At 40.7% G+C, this 20,811-nt stretch carries 24 protein-coding genes and 1 pseudogene; 7 read left to right on the forward strand and 18 right to left on the reverse strand.

Annotated features, from left to right (window positions below):
- Positions 1 to 69 precede the first annotated feature (69 nt).
- A pseudogene (locus tag J7J00_RS10770) lies at positions 70 to 763 on the forward strand (sulfite exporter TauE/SafE family protein).
- Between the two features lie 41 nt (positions 764 to 804).
- On the opposite strand, the gene J7J00_RS10775 reads toward J7J00_RS10770, so the two are convergent.
- The 4 genes from J7J00_RS10775 to J7J00_RS10790 all read right to left on the reverse strand — a co-directional run bounded on the left by J7J00_RS10775 (position 805) and on the right by J7J00_RS10790 (position 3,481).
- Positions 805 to 2,310 (reverse strand): MDR family MFS transporter, encoded by a 1,506-nt coding sequence (locus J7J00_RS10775; protein ID WP_286201279.1) that lies wholly within the window; start codon positions 2,308 to 2,310, stop codon positions 805 to 807.
- Positions 2,311 to 2,437: 127 nt separating this feature from the next.
- On the reverse strand, positions 2,438 to 2,878 hold the full coding sequence (cbpB, locus tag J7J00_RS10780; RefSeq protein WP_063232001.1) for a cyclic-di-AMP-binding protein CbpB: 441 nt from the start codon (positions 2,876 to 2,878) through the stop codon (positions 2,438 to 2,440).
- 122 nt (positions 2,879 to 3,000) lie between these two features.
- Complete coding sequence (locus J7J00_RS10785) at positions 3,001 to 3,147, reverse strand: hypothetical protein (RefSeq protein ID WP_214790498.1); 147 nt, start codon at positions 3,145 to 3,147, stop codon at positions 3,001 to 3,003.
- Between the two features lie 94 nt (positions 3,148 to 3,241).
- Positions 3,242 to 3,481 carry a YkuJ family protein gene (locus J7J00_RS10790; RefSeq protein WP_034314086.1) on the reverse strand — a complete coding sequence of 80 codons (240 nt, stop codon included), beginning with the start codon at positions 3,479 to 3,481 and terminating at the stop codon, positions 3,242 to 3,244.
- Between the two features lie 183 nt (positions 3,482 to 3,664).
- Between J7J00_RS10790 and J7J00_RS10795 the strand changes: the two genes are divergently transcribed.
- Together J7J00_RS10795 and J7J00_RS10800 are read left to right on the forward strand one after the other, a co-directional pair.
- On the forward strand, positions 3,665 to 4,624 hold the full coding sequence (locus J7J00_RS10795; protein WP_286201280.1) for an MBL fold metallo-hydrolase: 960 nt from the start codon (positions 3,665 to 3,667) through the stop codon (positions 4,622 to 4,624).
- Between the two features lie 92 nt (positions 4,625 to 4,716).
- Complete coding sequence (locus J7J00_RS10800) at positions 4,717 to 4,950, forward strand: glutaredoxin family protein (protein ID WP_214790500.1); 234 nt, start codon at positions 4,717 to 4,719, stop codon at positions 4,948 to 4,950.
- 79 nt (positions 4,951 to 5,029) lie between these two features.
- On the opposite strand, the gene J7J00_RS10805 is transcribed toward J7J00_RS10800, so the two are convergent.
- From J7J00_RS10805 to J7J00_RS10820, 4 genes are all read right to left on the reverse strand, one after another.
- The gene (locus tag J7J00_RS10805) at positions 5,030 to 5,515 is read right to left on the reverse strand and encodes a DUF3993 domain-containing protein (RefSeq protein ID WP_181762168.1); all 486 of its coding nucleotides are present in this window, start codon (positions 5,513 to 5,515) and stop codon (positions 5,030 to 5,032) included.
- 181 nt (positions 5,516 to 5,696) lie between these two features.
- On the reverse strand, positions 5,697 to 5,924 hold the full coding sequence (locus tag J7J00_RS10810) for a hypothetical protein (RefSeq protein WP_214790502.1): 228 nt from the start codon (positions 5,922 to 5,924) through the stop codon (positions 5,697 to 5,699).
- A gap of 74 nt (positions 5,925 to 5,998) precedes the next feature.
- The gene (locus tag J7J00_RS10815; protein ID WP_214790504.1) at positions 5,999 to 7,204 is read right to left on the reverse strand and encodes an EAL domain-containing protein; all 1,206 of its coding nucleotides are present in this window, start codon (positions 7,202 to 7,204) and stop codon (positions 5,999 to 6,001) included.
- A gap of 189 nt (positions 7,205 to 7,393) precedes the next feature.
- Complete coding sequence (locus tag J7J00_RS10820; protein WP_286201281.1) at positions 7,394 to 9,250, reverse strand: SLC13 family permease; 1,857 nt, start codon at positions 9,248 to 9,250, stop codon at positions 7,394 to 7,396.
- 163 nt (positions 9,251 to 9,413) lie between these two features.
- Between J7J00_RS10820 and J7J00_RS10825 the strand changes: the two genes are divergently transcribed.
- Positions 9,414 to 10,280, forward strand: coding sequence for a metallophosphoesterase (locus J7J00_RS10825; protein ID WP_214790508.1), 867 nt, complete (start codon positions 9,414 to 9,416; stop codon positions 10,278 to 10,280).
- 169 nt (positions 10,281 to 10,449) lie between these two features.
- On the opposite strand, the gene crcB is transcribed toward J7J00_RS10825, so the two are convergent.
- Both crcB and J7J00_RS10835 read right to left on the reverse strand, forming a co-directional pair.
- Positions 10,450 to 10,812, reverse strand: coding sequence for a fluoride efflux transporter CrcB (gene crcB, locus J7J00_RS10830; RefSeq protein ID WP_214790510.1), 363 nt, complete (start codon positions 10,810 to 10,812; stop codon positions 10,450 to 10,452).
- Positions 10,809 to 11,189: a fluoride efflux transporter FluC gene (locus tag J7J00_RS10835; protein WP_214790513.1), complete on the reverse strand. Its 381-nt coding sequence runs from the start codon at positions 11,187 to 11,189 to the stop codon at positions 10,809 to 10,811. The genes crcB and J7J00_RS10835 overlap by 4 nt, the downstream gene beginning before the upstream one ends.
- 162 nt (positions 11,190 to 11,351) lie before the next feature.
- Between J7J00_RS10835 and J7J00_RS10840 the strand changes: the two genes are divergently transcribed.
- Positions 11,352 to 11,660: a hypothetical protein gene (locus J7J00_RS10840; protein ID WP_396020533.1), complete on the forward strand. Its 309-nt coding sequence runs from the start codon at positions 11,352 to 11,354 to the stop codon at positions 11,658 to 11,660.
- Between the two features lie 290 nt (positions 11,661 to 11,950).
- Complete coding sequence (locus J7J00_RS10845; RefSeq protein WP_214790517.1) at positions 11,951 to 12,457, forward strand: YkyB family protein; 507 nt, start codon at positions 11,951 to 11,953, stop codon at positions 12,455 to 12,457.
- A 55-nt stretch (positions 12,458 to 12,512) separates the two neighbouring features.
- Here J7J00_RS10845 and J7J00_RS10850 read toward each other — a convergent pair whose 3' ends face one another.
- From J7J00_RS10850 to corA, 3 genes are all read right to left on the reverse strand, one after another.
- Entirely contained in the window at positions 12,513 to 13,418 is a 906-nt protein-coding gene (locus J7J00_RS10850; RefSeq protein ID WP_214790519.1) for a chemotaxis protein, read from the reverse strand.
- A 179-nt stretch (positions 13,419 to 13,597) separates the two neighbouring features.
- Positions 13,598 to 13,741, reverse strand: coding sequence for a hypothetical protein (locus J7J00_RS10855; protein ID WP_214790522.1), 144 nt, complete (start codon positions 13,739 to 13,741; stop codon positions 13,598 to 13,600).
- Positions 13,742 to 13,926: 185 nt separating this feature from the next.
- Positions 13,927 to 14,901, reverse strand: coding sequence for a magnesium/cobalt transporter CorA (gene corA / locus J7J00_RS10860; RefSeq protein WP_377397831.1), 975 nt, complete (start codon positions 14,899 to 14,901; stop codon positions 13,927 to 13,929).
- A gap of 157 nt (positions 14,902 to 15,058) precedes the next feature.
- On the opposite strand from corA, the gene J7J00_RS10865 reads away from it, so the two are divergent.
- Positions 15,059 to 16,207: an aminotransferase A gene (locus J7J00_RS10865; RefSeq protein WP_214790526.1), complete on the forward strand. Its 1,149-nt coding sequence runs from the start codon at positions 15,059 to 15,061 to the stop codon at positions 16,205 to 16,207.
- 88 nt (positions 16,208 to 16,295) lie between these two features.
- Here the strand turns inward: J7J00_RS10865 and J7J00_RS10870 are convergent, their stop codons facing one another.
- The 5 genes from J7J00_RS10870 to J7J00_RS10890 form a co-directional block, all read right to left on the reverse strand.
- Complete coding sequence (locus tag J7J00_RS10870; RefSeq protein ID WP_034314117.1) at positions 16,296 to 16,661, reverse strand: hypothetical protein; 366 nt, start codon at positions 16,659 to 16,661, stop codon at positions 16,296 to 16,298.
- 65 nt (positions 16,662 to 16,726) lie between these two features.
- Positions 16,727 to 17,629 carry an NAD(P)-dependent oxidoreductase gene (locus J7J00_RS10875; RefSeq protein ID WP_286201282.1) on the reverse strand — a complete coding sequence of 301 codons (903 nt, stop codon included), beginning with the start codon at positions 17,627 to 17,629 and terminating at the stop codon, positions 16,727 to 16,729.
- 6 nt (positions 17,630 to 17,635) lie between these two features.
- Complete coding sequence (locus tag J7J00_RS10880) at positions 17,636 to 18,421, reverse strand: SDR family oxidoreductase (RefSeq protein WP_214790528.1); 786 nt, start codon at positions 18,419 to 18,421, stop codon at positions 17,636 to 17,638.
- A 321-nt stretch (positions 18,422 to 18,742) separates the two neighbouring features.
- Positions 18,743 to 20,461, reverse strand: a complete 1,719-nt coding sequence (ptsP, locus tag J7J00_RS10885; RefSeq protein ID WP_214790531.1) for a phosphoenolpyruvate--protein phosphotransferase — start codon at positions 20,459 to 20,461, stop codon at positions 18,743 to 18,745.
- Positions 20,461 to 20,727 (reverse strand): phosphocarrier protein HPr, encoded by a 267-nt coding sequence (locus tag J7J00_RS10890; RefSeq protein ID WP_076366836.1) that lies wholly within the window; start codon positions 20,725 to 20,727, stop codon positions 20,461 to 20,463. Before J7J00_RS10890 ends, ptsP begins: the two co-directional genes overlap by 1 nt.
- Between the last annotated feature and the right edge of the window lie 84 nt (positions 20,728 to 20,811).

Genomic DNA, 20,811 nt, shown 5'->3' on the forward strand with positions numbered 1-20,811 from the left:
GAAAAGAAACGGGGTGAATATCCTTTGACGATCATTTTACTGCTTGTCATCAGTTTTGCAGCATCATTTGTGTGCACATTGGCTGGGAGCGGCAGTCTTATCGGAATGCCATCCCTTCTTTTGATAGGTTTACCCATACACCAGGTTATTGGTTCAGTCAAATTCCCCAATATGTTTTCTTCTTTTTCTAGCTTTTATATTTTATTCAAGAAAAAACAGCTAAAATTGAAGGACGCCCTCCAGTTAATCCCATTTGCCCTTTTCGGTGGCTTATGCGGTGGTCTGCTTGCCAATTCATTCTCTGAGAAGGCAATGAATTTGTTTAGCCATCTGTCTCTTGACTATCGCTTTGATCATGAATTTCATAAAAAAACCGCAACCTTCCGATGAATCGGATTGGCAACTCCCCAAAAAAGTTTATCCATCCCTATTTGGTATCAGTGTCTACGACGGAATGTTCGGACCCGGACAGGCAACCATGCTCATGTTTACCTTTTTAAGAAATGGTGCCACCTACCTTCAATCCCTGGCCTTTACTAGATTTCAAACTTTCATTAGCTGTACAGCTGCATTTATTACCTATTTCATTGCCGGTAACATTGCATGGGGGATTGCCATTTATTACACGATCGGTTCCCTTATCGGATCACAGCTGGCCTTGCGTGTGGCGCAAAAAATCTCCACTCGACAATTGAAATTCATTTTACATTCAGTTACGATCGCATTATTGATTCAATTGGTCATCAGAGTCGCGTTTCCTTAAATACAAAGGCAAACTCCATATAAGGAGTCTGCCTTTTTTCCCTATGCCTTCTTATTCTTTCTTAGTCTCGTAAGTAACAAGAAGCTGATTACAGAGAAGGCTAGGACAATGAGATAAATCGTCTGTAGAGACAATGTAAGTCCTTCCTGTAAAACATTTACCACATTTTCAGGAAGCGACATGCGTTCTTCACTGTTCAACAGTTTATTTGCCGTATCTATTGTCACTCCCGAGCCAGCTGGCGCATGTTCGTTCAAATAGGCTTGAAGCCTCATATTCATGATTCCTCCAAGTAATGCAGCACCTACAGTATTTCCTAAATTACGCATGAACATATTGGAAGCTGTCGCAATGCCCCTTCGTTCCCAGCTGACGGTTTTTTGAATGACGACAATGAACGAGGTAGAAGTCAAGCCCATGCCTACACCGACAAAGAAGGATCCCATGGCAGCAATAAGGGGCCCAGCTTCCGGCTTCATCCACACTAGGATCAAGCTCCCAAGGATCAATGAACACCCTCCAAGGAGAGAAGTTGATTTGAATCCTATTTTCATCAATAACCTGCCAGAGACCATTGATGCGATCGGCCAGCCAATTGACATGGCTGTCAATGTAAAACCAGCTACTGTAGGAGAGCGTTCCATCACCCCCTGAACGAATGTCGGGAGGAAACTTGATAATCCGATCATCATCACCCCTGTCGTCAGGGATACAAGATTGGCAATCAGAATGGAACGCTCCTGCCAAATTTCAAATGGCATCATCGGTTCGGCGGCTTTCTTTTCCTGAAGAATGAATAAGATGAAGGTGGTGATGGCCACTAATGCCAAGGATATGACTGGAGCTGAAGCCCATGACCATTTCACACCTCCTTCTACGAGTATCACCATAAGGGTGGATATGGATAACGTCAATAGTGTTGCACCTAGGTAATCGATATCACGTTTTTTCTTTTCGATATTTTCATGAAGGAAAAACCAAATCCCAATAAAAGATAATAAGCCCAAAGGGATATTTACCCAGAAGACAAGCTTCCAAGTCAGGGATTCAACGAGTAAGCCGCCCAAAGCTGGCCCCATGACAGCCGAAATGCCCCACACGCTCGATAGATACCCTTGAACGCGTGCCCTCTCTTCATTTTTATAAATATCACCAACAATTGTCGAAGCTACAGGAGCTACTGCCCCCGCCCCAAAACCTTGTATAAAGCGATATATGATGAGTTCCGTCATAGAATCTGCAAAGCCGCAAAGAAGGGAGCCAATCAGGAAGACAATGATTCCAAATAATAAAACAGGTTTTCTCCCGAGAATATCCGATAGCTTTCCATATATCAAGACTGTTACCGCGTTCATTAGCAAATAACCTGAAAACACCCAGCTGTAAAGTGAAAAACCGCCTAAATCACTTACAATGGCTGGCATTGCCGTCGAAACGATCGTTCCTTCAATAGCATTCATAAACATAGCCAACATGATGGCAGCTAATATGAAGGGACGTTTCAATTTTTTATTCTGCACCTTAGCACTATTCACTTCTTGGCCCAATTTCAGCATCCTCCCCTAATAGACCCTAACTGTTTATAGACTTTACCACTAGCTGGATTAAATATGTAAAAACAAGAAAACTCGCCAACTGGCGAGTCTTGAGGTTAACCATCATTTTAAGCCTTACTTATTTATCGGGTGTATTTTGTTTAAATACCTTTTTCAGGATTGCTCTTCTCGTTAAGATACCTTCAAATACATGTTCGTCATTCTCTACACAGACAAAAGGATGATCAATCAACAATTCAACACCCTTGGTCAATGTATCTTCAATATGCAGGCGAGGTATTTCTATATTCATTATTTCGGAAACTTTTTTATTCTCAAGATTATCAAATTCAATTCGTTCCAGTCCCAAGATTGAATCAAGAATGACTGGTGTGCTAATTAAACCATGCAGTTTATACATCGGATCTAACACAGGAATGGCCGTATAACCGCTCTTTGTTAATACCAATAGTGCATGTTCTAAATTATTGGTTACCTGCACGTGGGCCACGCGTTCAGAAGAAATCATTAAGTCTTTAACGCTGGATTCCAATAAATCCCCATCATGAGTACCGATCATGTTAAAACCCCTTACCATATGTTTTTATATACAGCTCTTTCTATAGTTTAACATATGTAAGCAGAAAAGGCTCATTCCTAGACCAATAAAATCCCAAACGGCGGGATTTCCGCAAGTGATCTTTAGCCTTTACTCGTTTTGATGTTAACCTGTTTAAAACTGCATTCCGGGCATTGATAAATCACATTTTGGTTCGATTGTGCCGTTAATACATTATCCATTTCTCTTTCCTCACCGCATGCTGGGCATATTACCATTGGATTTTTCATTTTACATCCCTCCAATTAATAAGATGTGTAAATTTCACTGCTTCATTCACAATAAAAAAGCCGCTTCCAAAGGAGGCGGCTTTTCGTGATTTTTTTAAGATTGAAGAAGATCAAAGATTTCAATGGTAATCATATCAATATTATCGAATTGATATTTGGATGATTTCCCTTTATCACTGTATACTTCAAGCTCGAACATTTCTGTTTTGCTGAAATATGTAACCTGGCACTTTTTCACACCATCTATTTCAAAAAAACGTTGAGCAGATTCTGATTCCTTCGCTTGCTCTTGAAGACTTTTCAATCTGGTAAGGATGCCCTGTAATTGAGACATACTCCCTCTCCTTTCTGAATAAAACCTTTTCGATAGGTTTCACTATACCATACTTTTCTATCCAGTAGCCACGCTGAAATAAATTCAGAATAATTTAAAACTTCATTCTTTACATGGCACTATTAACAGAATAAAATAAGGAATGGATTTTGTACATGAAAAATTTTTTAGGGGTAGATTCTGTTGCAAAACATTAGTGAACTTGGTTACCGCATTTCATTGATTGATGGTTTTGATTTGGATAGAAGAAATCGTACAGGTACATATGTAATTGCCGATGAAGACATCACATTAGTCGAAACTTCCGCCAGCCCTTCCATCCCCCACTTATTGAAGGGGCTCGAACATTTGGGAATCGCCCTCGAAGATATTACATATATCATTCTTACCCATATTCATTTGGACCATGCAGGTGGAGCAGGACTTTTTTTACAGCATTGCCCGAACGCCAAAGTGATCGTCCATCCAAAAGGTGCACGTCATCTAGAAGATCCAACACGTTTGATTGCCGGGGCTAAAGCAGTCTATGGTGAAGAATTCAACAAGCTTTTCGATCCGATTTTACCTATTCCGTTTGAAAGAATGCTGATTAAACATGATCGGGAATCCCTGCAAACAAGTGATAATTCAAAGTTGACCTTTTATGACACTCCCGGGCACGCAAACCATCATTTAAGCATATTCGATTCGGTTTCAAAAGGGATCTTTTCAGGTGACTCCATAGGCATCTATTATCGTGAACTCGATGAAGAAGGTCTGGAATTTTACTTACCTTCCACATCGCCAAACCAATTTAACCCCGAAGCGATGCTTGCAGCAGCGGAATTGTATGAAAGCATCGGCGTCGAACGTATATATTTTGGCCATTATGGAGTTTCCGAAAACCCTAAGGAAGTATATAAACAACTTCAATACTGGCTGCCTAAATTTGTTGCGACTGCCAAATCGGCATATAAGGAATATGCGAGCTTTGAGGAACGAGTGGCAGCGACCAGTAAAAATATTTTCACGGAAGTCGCCTTTCATTTAGGCGAAAAAGGAATCACCACAGATCATCCTGTTTTTGAAATCATCGCCATGGACCTTAATGTTTGTTCCATGGGATTGATAGACTATCTGGTAAAACAGGAAAAAGGTAAGTAGAACGGTACTTGGGGTGTTTTCCTATTCAAATGTCCTGGCATCCCCTATAATGAAAAAATAAACCTTACCTAAAGAATACATGGAGGATTGAAATGAAAGACGTTACGCTATATACCCAACCTGATTGCCCTCCCTGCAAAATCATGAAAATGTTCTTTGATGATAATAATGTCGTTTACAAAGAAAAGGATATTAAAGCAGATGGACAAGCCCGAAAAGAATTAATGAATAAGTACGGCGCCTATTCCACACCTACGGTCGTCATCGATGGGAAAGCCATTGTTGGTTTTGAATTGGACGAAATAAAAAAAGAACTGAATATATAAAAAAAGTCTAGAGAAGGCTGTGACCTCCTCTAGACTTCTTCATTTCAGCTCCAAATTTTTCAATTTTAAAGAACTTTCCTTATTTCATTTTATCACTTTCATACTTTACATCCATTACCTTCCAAACGCCGTTTTCCTTTTTCAAAGTAACTGATTCAACATGTTTTTCCATCGAGACCGGTCCGTCCCCAGTGTCCTGGAACTCCTCCTGAACATAAATGACATCACCGTTTTTCCCATATACAATTTCCGTATTCTTGTCATAACTGAAAAAAGGGATATAATACGGAGCGAAATCTGATCCAAATGCGGTATAACCGCCATCGACTTTCACTACATTCGCTTGGACAAACTTCTTGATGAAATCACCTGTGAAATGTTTATCCAACTTCCCTTCAATCGCTTCCTTAGTACGTACTTCCTCACTGATCGAACCTTGGTTCTCCATGGCATCCTGTACCAAAGATAGTACTTCCTCTCTATGTAAGCCCTCCGCTGAAGCAGTGAACCCTCCACTTAAAAATAAAAGGACACTGGCAAGACATGCAACTAGATATTTCCTCATTACAATCATCTCCTTGTTATAGAAATTCTCCTAATGGTTATGATTTTTGCCTATGCCTTTCAATACCCGTCAAAACCAAAGCCAAACTACAAAATCAAATTCTCCGGGATACCTTGATACCATTATCCATTCTTCACAATAAAAAAGGAGATTTCATGATATTGAAATCTCCTTTTCACAATTATCGAAAAGCATAGTAAAAAATAAAACCGGCAACCAAAATCGTCCCGACGAAAAGGGAAACGAATACCGGGTTCATTAAATAGGGATGTTCTTTAACGGAATCATCGATAGTCGCATCATATCTGACCTTTACTTTCTGTGCCCTTGCTACAGAATAAGTATAAAAGAGCAGATATAATGCCATGATTGTAACGATTATGATTAGAATCCAGATGTACGTGCTCAAAATATGTCTCCTCCAAGCGCATCATTTCTGCTTATCGTTACACATTTAAAGCGATTATATTCATGAATCGATTTTTATAATAGTGCTTCATTTTCATATAAATAACTATAAGAAAGATCACAGAAAATGTATTCCTTATTATTCAGGGGATATGAAAAGGTCCGTATGGTTTCCCCCGTTTCGATATCACTGTATAAATCGGATAGTATTCCTTTTTTCTCATTGCGCATCTTTACGATATTTTCGAGAAAATAAGGTCTCCAGCTCCAATTTTTATTCATATAACTGGGTTGGACTAACCATTGCCCGTCCTTATGTAGGATATTGGGGGATTTTTGATACCCCTCTTCATCACAAATATAAAGTCGAAAATATACAGAATCCAACTTTTTCGCCAAAATACCGAGAAACTCTTCATGGGAGCCGTTCCGCTTTTGCTGATTTAAGAAATTTTGCATATTCTCGTTGAATTGCAAAGTCTTTTGATAAACGGCTTCAAGCTTCTTGGTCTCTAAAGAAATGAAGGACTGACATTCTTGATGGAATTTTTCACGAAGTAAATCTTTATTAATGAATTCGCCTTCTGGTTTCGCCAAAAAATACCCTTGATAATATCGTCCCCCATTCTTCCATGCAAAACGAAGCTGGTATTCGGACTCAATGTTCTCAAATAGTAAATTGGCGCCAATTTTACGTGCAAGCATGCTTAGAGAAAACAGGATGACCTGATAGGCATCTCCACCTGAAATGCGAAGCTGGTCCAGGTTAACTTTTAAAATATTCGGAGAAATCTGTGCGATTCGGTCCAATTGCGTATCTTGTCCTAAATGATCCAAAGCTATCTTAATCCCATATGTTTTAAAGTAAGCAAGCACATGCTGCAAAGGATCTAAGTTTTCCGGGCTGATCGTGTCTGATAATTCGAGTACGATCCGGTGCATTTCCTCCGGTTGAAAATGACGATGTAAAATCTCCATGAATTCTTCGCCATGATCCAGCATAAGCAAATTAGGATCTCTGTTGATAAAGATAAGAAAATCTTCACCGTAGTCTTTTATTCTCTCCAAAGCAATTTCAAGTACGTAATTATCCACTTCCACCCTATACTCTTCCGGCACTGCAGAATTGTGAAAAAAAGGTCCAAGGCTTTTATATTCCGATTGTTCCTCATAGCGCCCTAGAATTTCATACCCGATTACCTGATGTTGATCTGCACTGAAAATCGGTTGAAAGAATGGTGTCACCCTGTCTAAATTCTTTAATATCTTTTCTGTATCCATGATGCATCTTCCCCCTAATTACGAAAACACCAATATGCCAAAATTATACCATTAGTTTCTTGCATTGATAATAAATATTTTAATTCCTACTGCATAACTCTTTTTTCAGAACCGCATTCATCCAATCCATTTGAAAAGAAACACATTGAAAAAGCATTGTCCATAAATGGAACAATGCCTTATGTCTTATCAAAAAGGGAAGAACCACGGGATCGTGATCACCATGATAACGCCAATGAATATCTGTATGGATATACCGATCATGATAAAATCTTTATGCTTGTAATCACCCGCCGTCATCACAAGCGCGTTGGTAGTGGCAACCCTTGGAGTCGATAACGCCAAACTGCCAGCAACGGCAAGGCATATAAACACAGGCAGGGGATCGATGCCTTGATTCACCGCAGATGTCAGTGCAATGGGCGTCATGATTACCGTCGCGGCTCCATACGGGATGAATTGGCTCAGGATCAGTGTCAGGAGGTAAAAGACCGCTAATATGCCGTGTGCCCCAATATTACTGAATAAAACGGTCAGCCAATCACTTATCATCCTCACTCCGCCCGTATTATCCAATGCAGCCGTTATTCCGAACATGGCGGCAATCAAAAGAACAGGTTCCCAGTTAATCTTTTGGTAAGCATCCTCCATCGAACGGACACAGCCAGTGATCACCATCAACAATGCAGCCGTCAATACCGATAGTACGGCAGGGACGGACTCCATCGATAATAGAATGATCATCAATGCAGTGATTCCCAAGGCAATCCATGCTTTGCCCTTGGAGTTGACCGGAGAGCCATCTTCCGAGGTACTTCCAATAACGATTACATCCTGTAAATCCGAGGAAATCCTCTCAATGTTCTCCCATTCCCCATGTATCAGGATTGCATCCCCCGGTTTAAGGCGTTCCGTTCCGACATCGGCTTGAATATATTCGCCATTCCGATTGATTGCAAGCACATTACATTGGTATTTCTCACGAAAATGCACATCTATCAAGGTTTGATTTTCATAATCCGAGTTCGGTACGATCAATATTTCTGTCAATCCAAATCTACTGCTAAGAAAATGTTTCTTTATTTGTTCGGTATTGAAATGTTTAAACTCCAGTTCATAGTTAAGTGCCAATCTCTCAACTGCTTCTTCTTCACCAAATACCAAAATGATATCTTCAGGATGAAGAACCTCATCCGCCCTTGCTGAAATCGTCAGCTGTCTTTGCAACAGCGGTAATTGCTTATCCTTTGGCTTCCGCTGGATTTCAATCAAAGTCAATTCATACTGAATAGGAAGCTGGAGGTCAGACAGCCTTTCTCCAACAATATCGGAAGTAGCGGGTATATGCAGATAATGCAATCTGTCATATACTTTGTACATGCCTGCAAGCTCCCCTGCCGACAGTCCCTTGACACTATTGTTCGCGGCAATCGTCTTCTCGGGAAGCAACAGGCGTCCGAGTGTCAACATGAAGAATAACCCTGCTGCAAAGGCGATCAAGCCCACGGGTGTAAAGTCAAAAAACTCTAATGTCCCTATTCCGTTTTGCCGTAATACATCAGCAACGATCATATTGGAGGGAGTACCTGTCAGTGTTAATAGCCCTCCGATACTGCTGGCATAGGCAAGTGGCAATAAATACCTTGTCGGACTTGTTTTTTGTTTTAAGGCCATGCTCATAACGAGCGGAAGCAGTATGGAAACAATTCCTGTTCCGCTTAAAAAGGCACTTAATATTCCTGCTGTCAGCATGACGATAAGCAACGATTTCCATTCACTGCCCCCACATAAACCCAACAACTTATTTCCCGCCTTTTCCACGATTCCTGTATTTAACAGGCCGGCACCGACTATAAATAGCCCAGCCAGCATAATGACCACTTGATTCGCAAACCCGGCCACTAGTTCATCCAATGTAAGAATCCCCAGTAAACCCAGAATGGATAGTGCACTAAGTGCAATTAAATCTGCTCGAAATTTCCCTTGTATAAAAAGCGCAATCGCGCATAGAAGTATAATCAGTGTAATAAACATTGGTTCGGTCATCATGTTACCTCCGTATAGATGTTCAATTTCAAACCGGATACGGTTTCATCAAACCCCAGTTTACATGTTTTTCATATGCTCATAAAAGATATTTTCTTCATTTTATGTATATTGTTTGTTAGTATGAGGAAGTAACATTTTTATATTAGATAGGTTGATTAATTTGAATAAACCCATATCCAGAAGAACATTCTTAAAGAAAAGTCTTGGTACATTGGCTACCATAACCGGTTTAGGTATTGGCGGAAACTATTATGCCCATAATTTGGAACCTAAATGGTTAGAAATCAAGCATAAAATCATCAGCCACCCGCTTATCCCAAAAGGTTTTCATGGCATGAAAATGGTCCAATTCAGTGATACGCATTTAGGCTTTCAATTTCAGCTTAAAGATTTACAAGCAATTGTCAATAAGATAAACCAACTGGACCCTGATGTTATTTTATTTACCGGGGATTTGATGGACCAGCCTAATAAATACAAGGATCACCAGAAAATCCCTCTCGTTTTAAATCAACTCAAAGCGCCATTTGGAAAATTCAGCATCTATGGTAACCATGATCATGGGGGATATGGCTCAGAAATTTACAGCGATATCATGGAAAAATCCCATTTTACCATGTTGCAAAATACCTCAACTAAGATTACCTTATTAACGGCTGAAGAAATAGTCATTGCCGGGATTGATGATGCAATGCTAGGAAAACCTGATTTTGAAAAAGCACTATCTGGCATCCCTGAAGAAGTGTTCACCATTATGCTTTCGCATGCCCCTGACCTTGCCGACACATCAAGGACTTATGACATCCAGTATCAAATAAGCGGTCACAGTCACGGAGGTCAAGTACAAATCCCCTTTGCCGGTGCCCTTGTAACTCCCCCATACGCTGAAAAGTACCGGGAAGGCACGTATGAAATCGATTCATTAACGTTATATGTTAATAGAGGGCTTGGCACTACCCGTCTTCCATATCGTTTCCTTTCACGTCCGGAGTTGACTGTTTACGAATTCCAATCCGAAAAAAGATAGGAAACGAATACAGGGGAAAACCGCCAGACTTTTTAACAAAACCTGTGCGAATAAAACGACTTGTTGCCATAAAACATGTGTAATGGACTCCTATGAATTATAGCATTAGAAGTATATCCGAGAAAACCAGGTTTTTTTTACCAGTACCAAATGGTAGTTCCCATAAAGGTTATACCATACTTAAATAGCCGCACAGGAAAGATCCGATACACCCTAAAACAGACACCGTTATATAGATAAGGCCATCTATATAGCGGTGTTTCCTAATAAGTTCAAGTGTTTCCATACTGAATGTTGAAAAGGTCGTAAAAGCACCAAGGAAACCTATTGTCAGAAAAACCTGCAAAGATAAAGACCAGCTTTCTTTCTGAGGCAACGCCATTCCGAGACCAAAGGAACCTATAAGGTTAATCAGTAAAATGCTTATGGGTATCGAAACGGCTGGCAATAGCCTATTAAAAATAATCTGCAAGACATATCTTGATGCCGCTCCAAAAAAGCCTCCTATAAAAACTGAAAAAACCTCAATCAAAGGGACTCACCTCTCCGTCTATTAAAAAGGCCCAGTCCGAAGAAACCAGCAACCAAACCAAAGAAAAGCGTGGCACCAATATACAGTCCCGCCAATGCCAGAGAAGTCTGCAGTAGATTCACCACTTCTTGGGAAAATGTGGACATCGTGGTGAAACCTCCGCAAAACCCGCTGCCGAGCGCTAAAAAAACAAGCGATTTCTTTTTCGAGGCGAAATAGCCATTGATCATTCCAAGTAAAAAGCTGCCTACTATATTTATTAAGAGGGTTCCAAACGGGAAGAAGGAATGACCAGCAGTCAAGATTACGCAATATCGCAATATCGCACCAGCCGCTCCTCCAAAACCGACTGCAAATATGCTTTTAAACCGATCCATCAAGGTCCCCCCAAATTATTCTCATAAGTAGATTCATTATAACAGATTAAGATGAAACAGGCTCTTATCTTAAAAAAATCCATACTATGTAAAGAATTTGAGAAAAGGAGGCAAATTATGCAAACACAGTATTTTCCTTACTACCACTATCCGCAGACCATTATGCTACAGAACGATTACAGAAATGCATATGGGAATGAATATGGACCTGAATATTGGAATGACGAGCGCTTCTTTCCTTTCTTTCCGCTATTGGCGCCTGTAGCTTTTGTTGCAGGATTGGCAATTGGACCGTTACTATTCAATAACCGTCCACCTGTCTATCCTCCATATCCTCCTCCATATCCGCCCGCTTACCCTCCTTACCCCGGTTATCCAGCGTACCCTGCTTATCAAGGCTTTCAGGGTAACCAGCAACAATTCGGCGCACAGGCTGGGGTATCTGAAAATATCAATATATACACTCAATAAGGGTTGGACAGAAGGCGACATAAGCGCCTTCTTTTTCTTGGACTAAAAGGCGTCGGATTGAATTTTACTTCCTTATATATTTTGAAGTGGTATAATATGAAAATGAATAGATGGTAAAGTGTTGGGAAATGATGGTCATACCCTAGAGATGTACATGCAGTATTTTTTCACTATTTTCTGCCTGGTTGCACACACGTCTCTATTTCAACCAATATATAAATACGGGTTTTTACTGAAGGAAGTCTGTTTATAACGTCCTTCTAACCTCATTAAGAAAAGGAGTTTCCACAATGAACCAAACGAAAGGACATTCTGAAAGGGATGAGTTTTCGATAAACTCCCTTGCCCAAGCCGTGTTTATTGTCAATAAACACGCAAAGACTGCATTGGAGCCCAAGAATTTATATAATTTAAAACGGCTCGCATTAAGCAAGCTTATGCAAGAAGGAAAAGCGAAGAAGATTGGACTTCATTTCTCTGATAACCCTCGCTTTGCAGCACAACAATCCGACGTCATTGTCGAATGCGGATCATATGTTTTTCATTTACCTCCCACCAAGGAAGATTTGAAAAAACTACCCCACCTCGGCAGCCGGGCAGCTTCCATACGGAACCCTAAAGCCGCGTTGTCATTATCCAAGGCAAAACAGATCCTGCAAACTTACGTTGGACAAGCAGGTGAAAAACAACCGAACAATACCAACCCCGAGAAAAGGGCTCACGGACGTGGGTCGGTCAAGCAACCTTTTCATAATCCATTCCCATCCTCCTTTTTAGGAAAAGGTTCCAAGTATTAATCATTGATAAACCAAACGGGCCGTGAGGTAACGCCTCATCGGCCCGTTTTCACATTCATAATACCAATCTGTCTATCAACTTTATAAGCTCTGCAATTTCTGGCTTGCTGATTTGTGCGTCAGCCCCTACGACCTGACCTTTATGACGAAGGCTGTCAGTAATCAAAGAAGAGAAAATAATCACAGGCAACCCAGCGAGTTCCCCGTTTTCCTTTATTCTTCTAGTCAAATGATGTCCATCCATTTGAGGCATCTCAATATCGGTAATCACAAGGTGCACTTCATCTTCAACCACTTTTCCTGATTCAATTAAATTCTCCAGATAATTAAATGCATCAAGTCCATTTTCATAAAACTCCAAGTACTTGAATCCAGCTTCTGACAATGTATCAAAAAGCAGCTTTCTCAGTAATGGAGAATCTTCTGCAATCAGGATTCTCTTGTCTGAATTTTGCCGGGTACCAAGCTTTTTAACCTGTTGGATGTTTATTCCTGATTCTGGATTGATTTCGACCACTATTTTTTCAAAATCAAGTAACAGTAACATTTCACTATTTAATTTTATTACTCCGATAATCTGACTTTCAAGGCCTTGATACATATCCGAAGGCTTTTCGATTTGGGACCAGGAAATACGGTGGATCTGTGTTACGGTATGGACATGGAAAACCACTTTTTGCTGATTGAATTCAGCCACTATGAATTTATCCTGCTCAGGAGTTTCAGATGGCGGAAATCCTAAAGCATCCGCCACATTCACAACTGGCAGGACTTCTCCACGAAGTTCAATGATCCCCTCCACATTTGGATGGGAATGAGGGACAAGCGTGATGGGGACAGGATTAATGATTTCCTTCACCTTGATTACGTTAATGCCGAATTTATTCTTTCCGAGACCGAATTCCACTATCTCAAGCTCATTCGTGCCACTTTCCAGTAATATTCCTTTATTTGCTTCCATTGTGTCATCTCGCCCTTCCCTTACTTTTTCATTTCATAATTCCACGAAAAATTTCATGGTTTTATCAATGAACTCATACCTAATAATTCGGTTAAATATTTCTTTTGTTTAGAGCACAGATAAAAAAAGATTGAAGCCAAACTAAAAAAGGACCCATCAGAGTCCCCCTTTTTCCAAGTTCATTTTTCACCACTGCCATTCCGTCCATCATATCGATCGTAAAGGGCCTGTCTCTTTGACATTCCTCCCTCCATGATATAGCCGACATGGGTATAGCAGACCTGATAGGCTGGACGCAAATTAACGCCCTTCAGCCCTTCCAAACCCTATTTCGCATTTAGAGGAAAGCAACAAAGAATATAAAATAAAGCTTATATGCATGTGGAAAAGTGAATTGATGATGGTCCCCCTGATTAAAACGAATAAACCATTCGTTTTCCCGCAATTTCCATTATAAAAAAATACTCATCTCAAATGAAACTTAGAATAGCAGGCCAGTTTGGTCATTTCATCTCTTTCGCGACCTATTCTTTGGATTGAGCCAACCTTTTTTAACAAAGAATAAAAACATCATCAAGGCAATTCCGCCCATCATTCCAAGAATGAGGAAATAGCCATAATGCCAATTTAATTCCGGCATATATTCAAAATTCATCCCATATACGCCCACTATGAAGGTCAGCGGCATGAAAATGGTAGTGATGACAGTCAATGTCATCATCGTTGAATTCATATTATTAGAGTTCACAGACAAATAACTATCACGTATATCGGACGAAAAATCTCGATAGGATTCAAGCATTTCAGCCAATTTAAGAAGATGATCGTACACATCATTAAAATAAAGGTGCTGATCTTTCAAGTAATTCAGCCGCTCCGATGAAATCATTCTGTACAATAAATCACGCATCGGCAATATGGTCCGACGGAGCCTTGACATATCCGTACGCAAATCGAAAAGCTGATCCATCAATTCGTTAATCGTGTCATTTTCAGTATTTTCCTCAATGCTACCCAATTCGCTTTCGATTTTATAAACAGGTGGGAAGAATTCATCGACGATCCTGTCAATTATCCTATGCATCAAGAAAAAGGGACTTTGCTTCAACATTTTATTACCAGCAATTTCTTCCCGTACCTTTTCCAGTTCAAGCATATCTTCCTTATGAAAACTGACTATCCATTTTTCACCAACAAACATATCCAATTCCACTGCTTTAAATACCTTCTCCCTTAGAGCATGAATCACAAGAAATTGGTAACCCTCATAAAAATCCATTTTGGGACGTTGATTAAAATCATCCAGGCAGTCTTCAATTGCCAGCGGGTGAAAGTGAAAATGATTGGATAAAAGTTCAATTTCCTTGTTTGTGGGGTTTGAAAAATCCACCCAGAACCACTCGATATCCGGATTATTCATTTCCGTTAGCGGTAAATCAAAACTGATTTCTTGATTAGAAGTAATTGCGCAAGTCCTTATCAAATGTATCAACCCTCAAAATTTTCTTATCATTCATTATACCTTTAATTCATTAATCTCAAAAAGTTTTCTCCCCCATCCAAACTAAATGATAAAATAGAATGAATGAGTCAAACATAGTACATAATTCATGTAGTTAGATAAGGGAGGATATTCATAGATGGAACATTTAATAAACCCTCTAGTAAAAGACGTACAAATATCAGGAATCCGTAAATTCTACAATATGGTCGCTGATATCGAAGGCACCATTTCCTTAACGATAGGACAGCCTGACTTTCCAACTCCAATGCATATTAAAGAAGCGGCAAAACAAGCCATCGATAATGACTATACCGTTTATACTCACAATGCCGGCTATCTAGAATTAAGGGAGGCCGCTTCAAAATATGTAAAGGATAAATACAAGCTTAGCTATGATCCGGAGAATGAAGTCCTAGTGACTTCTGGTGCCAGCGAAGGCATAGATATTACCTTTCGGACGATTCTCATCCCAGGGAACGAAGTAATATTACCGGGTCCGGTATATCCGGGATATGAACCCATCATTAAGATGTGCGGTGCAACACCTGTTTATGCCGATACAACAAAAAATGGATTTCGTTTGACTGCAGATATAATTGAAAAGTACATAACCGATCATACACGGTGCATCGTTCTGCCCTATCCATCGAATCCGACAGGGGTTACATTATCTTCCGAAGAATTATTGGACATTGCCGAACTTGTAAGGGGCAAGGACATATTCATATTGGCTGATGAGATATACAGTGAACTGGTATTCGATCAGGAGCATGTTTCGATTGCCACTTTCTTAAAAGAGCAAACCATCGTCCTGAACGGATTGTCCAAATCCCATTCCATGACCGGATGGAGGATTGGCCTTCTGTTTGCGCCTGTAGCCATCTCTCAGCATATCCTGAAGGTTCATCAATACAATGTAACTTGTGCCGCCTCCATATCGCAGAGAGCTGCCTTGGCAGCATTGACGGCAGGCAGAGATGATGCCATTCCCATGAAGACTGAGTATTCCCGGAGACGGGAATACGTATACAGTCGCTTACAAGCGATGGAACTGGAAATAGTCAAACCAAATGGTGCCTTTTACTTCTTTATAAAGCTGCCTGAAGGCTATGCCTCTTCCCTTGATTTTTGCCTCAAGCTTGTTCAACAGGAAAAAGTGGCAGTGGTCCCTGGAGATGCCTTCTCTCCCCTTGGCGAAGGGTATTTCAGGATATCCTATGCCTATTCAATGGAAACCCTTGAAAAGGCTTTGGACCGTATTGAAGCTTTTTTAGCTAAAAAGTAACCGAAAAAAAAGTGGCCTTCAATTGAAGGCCACTTTCCTATTTTCCAAAGATGTCAGGCTACCGAAGGTTTTTCACCAAGCCAGTCAACTAATACAATCTCCGTAAAAAACGAATTTCCCGATATCCTTCTTCCTTATTTGTCGTGGTAAGGCTCACTTCAACGATGGACCCAAGTAAATCAGCCATCACTTCTTCAAATTCCTTTGCGGAGCGCGGCTTTGAAAAACCTAAACTCTTCAATTCGCGCATCAGGATCTGAAAACCGGCATTCGTTTCGATATGACTGAATTTCACCGGCAAGATTAGCGGACTTTCATTCATTAATTTCAGATCCCAACGAATGGGCTTTGTTTGATGAATGGTTTTTTCTCGTTTAAAGCCTTCAATCCTTACAATATATCGACCATCTTCCAATTCCTGGAATTTCATATTAATATCATCGAATTCGCCCATAGCTTTCACTCCTTTTTATAAAGGCTGTCGCTATCAGCTTATTCATGGTAAAGAAATGGTAGCACTTAATTATAATGTTTATATAACGCCTGTGTACCGCTATTTTCCTCGCCAGCTTCTGCCAGCCCCTCATATAGGGATTTGCTTAGGCTTAATCCAGGAGCGTCCATTCCCATTCTTTCCGCTTCATCAAGTGCAATCTTCATATCCTTGATAAAATGCTTGATATAAAAACCAGGTTCAAAATCCCCTTCAACCATCCTCGGCACAAGATTGGACAGTGACCAGCTTCCGGCGGAACCCGATGATATGCTTCTTAATACCCGGTCCGGATCCAACCCCGCCTTTTGGGCATAGGAAATCGCTTCAGTCACTCCGATCATATTAGATGCAATGGCGATTTGATTGCACATTTTCGTATGCTGTCCCGAACCAGCCGGGCCTTGATGGACAACATTGCTGCCAATGATATTAAAAATGGGCCGGACCTCTTCAAATGCCTCACTAGACCCGCCGACCATGATCGTAAGCTTTGCATCACGGGCACCTATATCTCCTCCGGAAACCGGTGCATCCAATGATTCCATGCCTCTTTTCTTGGCTTCCTCCGCTATTTTCACTGCCAAAGACGGAGTCGAGGTCGTCATATCGATTAAATGGGTTCCTTGTTTCCCGTTCTCGATAAGCCCATTTTTCCCAAGATAGATTTCTTCCACATCACTAGGGTATCCTACCATGGAAATGATCACATTAGCTTTCTGCGCAATTTCCTTTGGTGCAGATACCCACTTCGCACCCTGTGAGAGCAGTTCACTTGCCTTATCCTTCGTCCTTGTATAAACAAATACCTCAAATCCCGCCTTAAGTAGATTTGCGGCCATGCTTTTTCCCATAACTCCTAAACCTATGAAGCCGATCACTTTGTTAGATTGTATCACTGCAGATTCCTCCCAATCATTTTGTTTCAAAAATCCTTAAATGGACTTTATCATTCCTCCGTCAACTAAATAGGACTGCCCCGTTAAATATGTATTGGCACCTGAAACAAGGAAAGTAACGAACTTTGCAAATTCCTCGGGTTCCCCATAACGGCCAACAGGGATTTTGTTAATGGACTGTTCAGTCATCTCCTCAGGAGTGACGCCTTGTTTCTCTGCATTCATTTTATCAAGGTGCTGAACGCGGTCCGTTGCGATTCTTCCTGGTCCAACTGTATTGATCAATATCCGGTCTGGTGCTAATTCTGAAGCTAACGTCTTTGACAATCCAACGATTGCAGTCCGGAATGTATTCGATAGAATCAATCCTGGAATCGGTTCCTTAATGGATGAAGAAGCAATATTAACGATTTTCCCGCCCTGCTTTTTTAAATGTGGCAAGCTCTCACGGATTGTCCTTATGAAGCTTAGTAAATTAAGTTCGAAAGATTGTTGCCATTCTTCATCATTGAAATCCGTAAATGAACCCCCTGGAGGACCTCCGGCGTTATTAATAAGAATATCGATACCTCCGAACTCTTCAGCAGTTTGCCTAACCAAGCTTTTAATATCTTCAGCTTTTGTTATATCAGTTACCATATAAGCAACCTTCCCCGCCCCAAGCTGAGATATTTCCCTTTGCACGACGGCAAGCTTTTCTCCATCACGGCTGGCTAGCATGACATTTGCTCCTTCTTTAACCAATTCAGCTGCCATGGCCTTCCCCAAACCTTGACTTGAAGCTAAGATCAAAGCACTTTTCTTTTCCAAATGTAATTCCATATTTTATCATGACCTCCATTTTCTCAAATTTATAATTCCATTATATCGCCATATTCGAAAAGTGAAAAATCTGAATAATCATTATTGTGATTTTTTATATCCAGCGGTCACAAAAAAATTGCCGGTTGGATAACCCAACCGGCGTCAAAGGGGGAAATGAGAATGTCAGCTGCCCTAATAGAGCTAAACAACTGTGCTTGCTTTTTATTTACCCCCATTTTGGTGCAATAAACATTTTTTTCTTAAATGTTCAAGCAAAAATTACAGGAAAGCACCCCATCCGAAGATTCTGTGGATGGGGTGCCATTTTTCCTCATTTTTTTATTTCTTCAAAGCGTTAATTACCGCTTCTTTCACATTATCATTCGTATCCAACCCTAAAACTTCCTGAGATAGTTTTTTCATCTCTTCAAGCGAAAGTTGGCTAATTAAAGAACGTGCTTTTAAAATCGAAGTGGCACTCATTGAGAATTCATCAAGACCCAATCCGATCAAAATCGGTATGGCAATTTCATCTCCAGCCATTTCCCCGCACATCCCGGCCCATTTCCCTTCTTTATGAGCTGCATCTATGACCATTTTAACCAGGCGTAAAATCGCTGGGTTATATGGTTGATATAAATAAGATACTCTCTCATTCATTCGATCAGCGGCCATCGTATACTGAATCAAGTCGTTAGTGCCTATGCTGAAGAAATCGACTTCCTTAGCAAATATATCAGCCATCACTGCAGTTGAAGGGATTTCAACCATAATTCCGACTTCAATTTTTTCGGCAACTTGAATGCCATTATCAAGCAATTCCTGCCTAACTTCAGCCAAGACGGCTTTAGCCTCGCGGAATTCAGCTAGTGTGGCGATCATCGGGAACATGATTTTCAAATCCCCATAAATGCTCGCACGAAGCAGGGCACGGAGCTGAGTCCGGAAAATCTCCTGCTCATTTAAGCAAAGGCGAATCGCACGGTATCCAAGGAAAGGATTCATTTCCTTAGGAAGCTCTAAATAAGGCAACTCCTTGTCTCCGCCTATGTCAAGCGTTCTGACGACTACAGGCTTACCTGACATACCTTCCAGCACCGCTTTGTATGCCTCGAACTGCTCTTCTTCACTTGGAAAGTCATTTCTGCCCATATAAAGAAATTCCGTACGATATAACCCGATGCCTTCACCGCCATTTTGATGAACGCCATTCAGATCTTTCGGAGTACCGATATTTGCAGCCAATTCCACATGATGGCCATCATTTGTAACAGTTTGTTCATGAACCAGTTTAGCCCACTCAGCCTTTTGCATGGCATAGGCTTCCTGCTCCTCTTCGTAGCGTTTCACGAGTTCCGGAGTAGGATTTATGTGCACTTCACCCTTTAGCCCATCAATAATGACCAAGTCACCATTTTCAATGGACGAGGTCACTGATTTTGCTCCAACGACTGCTGGAATTTCCAATGAACGTGCCATTATGGCTGAATGGGATGTACGTCCACCGATATCGGTCGTAAATCCTTTGACGTATGCCGGATTCAACTGTGCTGTATCGGATGGAGTCAAATCCTCCGCAATGATGATCACTTCTTCAGCAATCATGCTTGGATTTGGAATATGAACACCTAAAAGATGCGACAGTACCCGTTTCGTGACGTCACGGATATCCGCTGCCCGTTCCTTCATGTATTCATTATCCATTTGTTCAAACATCGTAATGAACATGCTTGCGGTTTCATTTAAGGAAAACTCAGCGTTGACGCTCTCTGATTGTATTCTATCCTGAATGGGAGTTATAAGTTCCGGATCAGCCAAAACAAGCAGGTGTGCGTCAAAGATAGCGGCTTTATCGGCCCCTAAATCTTTTTCGGCTTTATCCCTGATTATCTCCAATTCATTTGTTGACTTTTGAATAGCTTCCTTAAAACGGGATATTTCCGCCCCGACATCTTCTATGCTTCTTTTTTCAATCGATAAATCTGGCTCTGTCAGTCGATAGGCTTTAGCGATGGCTATTCCGTTTGAAGCTGCTATTCCACTAATCAAAGTGGACATTATTCTGCTAATCCTTCTCTGTTCAACGTTTCAGCAAGTGTATTTAGTGCATCGTTTTCATCGCTTCCTTCAGCAGAAATCGTAATTTCCGCACCTTGGCCAATACCCAGTGACATTACACCCATAATGGACTTAAGGTTCACTTTTTTCTCTTTATAAGAAAGGTTTATTTCTGAATCGAATTTTCCTGCAGCTTGTACAAGCAATGTAGCCGGACGAGCGTGAATTCCTGTTTCTGCAGTTACTGTAAATGTTTTTTCTACCATATAAATCAATCTCCTTTAAGATAAATTAACAAAAATAGGTTATGTAAGGGAATTTCTACATCCACTCAGGAAAGAAATGAAAAA

The sequence above is a fragment of the Bacillus sp. ISL-4 genome (assembly GCF_018613275.1).
Lineage (GTDB): Bacteria > Bacillota > Bacilli > Bacillales > DSM-1321 > Peribacillus > Peribacillus simplex_E.

Bases quoted from the DNA above. Each gene is read 5' to 3' on its own strand.
- cbpB (WP_063232001.1), bottom strand. From the start codon at position 2,878: ATGATCGGTACTCATGATGGGGATTTATTGGAATCCAGCGTTAAAGAC.
- J7J00_RS10785 (WP_214790498.1), bottom strand. From the start codon at position 3,147: ATGAAAAATCCAATGGTAATATGCCCAGCATGCGGTGAGGAAAGAGAA.
- J7J00_RS10790 (WP_034314086.1), bottom strand. From the start codon at position 3,481: ATGTCTCAATTACAGGGCATCCTTACCAGATTGAAAAGTCTTCAAGAG.
- J7J00_RS10800 (WP_214790500.1), top strand. From the start codon at position 4,717: ATGAAAGACGTTACGCTATATACCCAACCTGATTGCCCTCCCTGCAAA.
- J7J00_RS10805 (WP_181762168.1), bottom strand. From the start codon at position 5,515: ATGAGGAAATATCTAGTTGCATGTCTTGCCAGTGTCCTTTTATTTTTA.
- J7J00_RS10815 (WP_214790504.1), bottom strand. From the start codon at position 7,204: ATGGATACAGAAAAGATATTAAAGAATTTAGACAGGGTGACACCATTC.
- J7J00_RS10820 (WP_286201281.1), bottom strand. From the start codon at position 9,250: ATGACCGAACCAATGTTTATTACACTGATTATACTTCTATGCGCGATT.
- J7J00_RS10835 (WP_214790513.1), bottom strand. From the start codon at position 11,189: ATGGATCGGTTTAAAAGCATATTTGCAGTCGGTTTTGGAGGAGCGGCT.
- J7J00_RS10840 (WP_396020533.1), top strand. From the start codon at position 11,352: ATGCTACAGAACGATTACAGAAATGCATATGGGAATGAATATGGACCT.
- J7J00_RS10845 (WP_214790517.1), top strand. From the start codon at position 11,951: ATGAACCAAACGAAAGGACATTCTGAAAGGGATGAGTTTTCGATAAAC.
- J7J00_RS10850 (WP_214790519.1), bottom strand. From the start codon at position 13,418: ATGGAAGCAAATAAAGGAATATTACTGGAAAGTGGCACGAATGAGCTT.
- J7J00_RS10865 (WP_214790526.1), top strand. From the start codon at position 15,059: ATGGAACATTTAATAAACCCTCTAGTAAAAGACGTACAAATATCAGGA.
- J7J00_RS10870 (WP_034314117.1), bottom strand. From the start codon at position 16,661: ATGGGCGAATTCGATGATATTAATATGAAATTCCAGGAATTGGAAGAT.
- J7J00_RS10880 (WP_214790528.1), bottom strand. From the start codon at position 18,421: ATGGAATTACATTTGGAAAAGAAAAGTGCTTTGATCTTAGCTTCAAGT.
- ptsP (WP_214790531.1), bottom strand. From the start codon at position 20,461: ATGTCCACTTTGATTAGTGGAATAGCAGCTTCAAACGGAATAGCCATC.
- J7J00_RS10890 (WP_076366836.1), bottom strand. From the start codon at position 20,727: ATGGTAGAAAAAACATTTACAGTAACTGCAGAAACAGGAATTCACGCT.